This is a genomic window from Fusibacter sp. (assembly GCF_057447755.1).
The window spans coordinates 1-2,684 of the sequence record NZ_JBVBZF010000415.1 but is presented as its reverse complement, the minus strand read 5'-3'; the positions used below and the strand labels follow the sequence as shown (position 1 = coordinate 2,684).

Below are 2,684 nucleotides of genomic sequence, written 5' to 3'. Positions count from 1 at the left end.
GTTAAAGCAGGCGCTGACCTTTTAAATGTTCATATAGAAGCATGCCCACACATTCACAGAACCCTTCAATTGATTAAATCCTATGGCATAAAATCAGGTGTGACATTAAATCCAGGAACACCGCTTTCTGCCATTGAAGAGGTCTTGCCATATGTGGATATGGTACTAATCATGTCTGTCAATCCTGGTTTTGGTGGTCAGAGTTACATTGAGACGATGACCGATAAAATATCGAGACTAAGAGCCATGATCAATGAAAAGGGGCTTGATGTTGATATTCAAGTGGATGGTGGCATCAAACTCGACAATGTCAAAGAGGTTGTAGATGCTGGCGCAAATGTCATTGTAGCAGGTTCTGCAATTTTCAATACAGAAAGCATAAAGGATACGGTTCAGGCTTTCAGGGATGCGATAAAATGAGACCCTCAGCGCTTGTGGTTCTCAATGGAGAATATCAATCACATGAGACCCTAAAGAAACAAATTCAAAGGATTTTTGGGACCTCTACGCCTGATATTGTAGTTGGTGTAGACGGTGGGGTGACTCATTTGCGCGCACTTGATGTCGTTCCGACACATATCATTGGAGACTTTGATTCAATACTGAATACAGATGGGATTAAGCAAGAATACCCTGACGCTAAATGGATAGAATATTTACCAGAGAAGGACTTTACTGATTCAGAACTTGCCCTTGAAATTTTAAGTCAAATGGATTGTGAACTTATACTGGTTGTTGGCGCATTTGGTGGAAGACTAGATCATATGATGGGTACAATTTTTCTCCTAAATCGATATGCAAGTGAGCAAAATCGAATTATCATGATTGATAATAGAAATCAAATGGAGCTTTTGACAGGTCCGATTAGGCATGTATTAAATCCAGATGATTTGAATTTTAAGTATGTTTCATTTATTCCCATAACTCAAGAAACTGAGGGGATTACCCTCAAAGGGTTCAAATACCCATTAAATGAGGCAAGGGTAAAAATGGGTGAGACGGTAGGCATTAGCAATGAAATTATCAAGGAGACCGCTCAAATAAGCTTTAGAAGTGGTAAGCTACTCATGATTTTTTCAAAAGATCAGCTATAAAGCTACAAACCATAAAGCTACAAACTGTAAACTATAAAGCTATGAAATATAAAGCTATGAAGTATAAAGCTTTATATCTATAAATCTATAAGGCTATGAAAGTAAAATATATGATAAAAGCAATCCGATTTAAGTGATGTCGGATTGCTTTTTTTATAGATCATTAGTTTACATCCCGCTTTAAGCAAGAATGTTCAAAGCGGTTAGATGTGGTAAAACCAGTTTTTGTCTTAGAAGACCAAGGCAAACACGATCCCTGAAATTAACGATCCAGCCACTGCAAACCCGAGATATAACAAAAAAATGGGCTTTTTAACGAGGCCGTAAACGGCTGACATGGCTGGAATAGTCGTCGTAGCACCACCGATTAAAAATGAAAGCGCTGCTGCTTGAGACATACCGTGGTCCATGAGACCTGCGACGATGCCAAGTGCTGAAAGGTTAGTTGTGTATAGGGGAATGCTCACGAGACTGGCTTTAAAAATTGAGACTAGGGGGCTACCGCCAACCAGTAAGTTGATGAATTCTGGCGGTAGATAAAATTTTATGATGGCTTCGAGAATATAAGCAATCACTAGAAAACGCGTTACCAATAGGATTGCTTCTAGACTATCTTTACCAAGTCGTCTGAAATCCAGTTCAAATGCTTTAGTGGTCTTAATTGCAAGGGCAGTGTCCACAATCTTAAAATCATCGGTGTAAAGCGTACAGCAAGTCACTTGAGATTGAGGTGGACAGCTGTCACATCCTGAAGTCTCTGAGCACGTCTGAGGTTCAATTTTTAAAAAGGAATCAGATTTTATAAATTGTTTCTTGAGGAGTAGGTGTGTAATCAGTCCTGCGGATAAGCTCATAACTAAGGTTGCAATGAGTCTTGAAACGGCAAGTGGCATACCAATACTTGCAATGCTTAAAAAGAATATTTCAGGGTCCATTGAGGGTGATGCAATCCAGAAAGACATTATAGGGGCAAGTGGGATGCCAGCAATCAATAGTGCTGAAATAATGGGGATGACTGAGCAAGAGCAGAATGGAGAGATCGCACCAATCAGGGTTGCTATTGTTATTGAAAGATAAATGTTTTTCGTTAGTAAATTACTGAGTTTTTCACTCATATTGAGTTGTCTTATAATGACTGCCAGTGGCAACGTTGCTAGTAGAAGCGGCCAAACATGTAAGAGGTGTTCAAATACAAAAATGCTGACTCTGATGACTTCCGTTTTCATAAAGCCTCCTTTTAATCGTATATTTACGATAAATAGATTTTGAGAATAGCACCCATGGGGTGCCTAAATTTTGTCCTTGAATGATGCGCTTAATGATCACAACCTATAATAGCATTGTAATTAATGCCCGATAAGATTCGAGTATTTCTCTGTTTAGCGCATACTTTGTGGATTGTCCTTCTGGTGTTGTAATAATCATTCCTGTTTGCTCAAGTACCTTTAGGTGCTGAGATATTGTGGACTGTGCAAGGGGGAGGTGATTCACCAAATCACTGTTGTTACAATCGCGATGCGTACCAATAAATAAAATGATCTCTAGGCGAGCTTGATTTGACAATGCCTTTGATATGTCCACGACCAATGC

4 protein-coding genes are annotated in these 2,684 nt (G+C 39.3%); 2 read left to right on the top strand and 2 right to left on the bottom strand.

Annotation, left to right across the window (positions count from 1 at the left end):
* Positions 1–420 (top strand): ribulose-phosphate 3-epimerase (locus tag AC220I_RS21035; RefSeq protein ID WP_486725832.1); only part of this gene is annotated, 420 nt, incomplete at its 5' end.
* On the top strand, positions 417–1,094 hold the full coding sequence (locus tag AC220I_RS21030) for a thiamine diphosphokinase (RefSeq protein ID WP_486725831.1): 678 nt from the start codon (positions 417–419) through the stop codon (positions 1,092–1,094). The genes AC220I_RS21035 and AC220I_RS21030, both read left to right, overlap by 4 nt.
* A 230-nt stretch (positions 1,095–1,324) precedes the next feature.
* On the opposite strand, the gene AC220I_RS21025 is transcribed toward AC220I_RS21030, so the two are convergent.
* A complete protein-coding gene (locus AC220I_RS21025; protein ID WP_486725830.1) occupies positions 1,325–2,320 on the bottom strand; it encodes a permease in 996 nt (331 codons plus the stop codon).
* Positions 2,321–2,423: 103 nt separating this feature from the next.
* On the bottom strand, positions 2,424–2,684 hold a 261-nt coding region (locus AC220I_RS21020), incomplete at its 5' end, for an ArsR/SmtB family transcription factor (RefSeq protein ID WP_486725829.1).

What these genes read in the sequence shown, in the direction of transcription:
- AC220I_RS21030 (WP_486725831.1), top strand. Translation starts at nt 417, where the DNA reads ATGAGACCCTCAGCGCTTGTGGTTCTCAATGGAGAATATCAATCACAT.
- AC220I_RS21025 (WP_486725830.1), bottom strand. Translation starts at nt 2,320, where the DNA reads ATGAAAACGGAAGTCATCAGAGTCAGCATTTTTGTATTTGAACACCTC.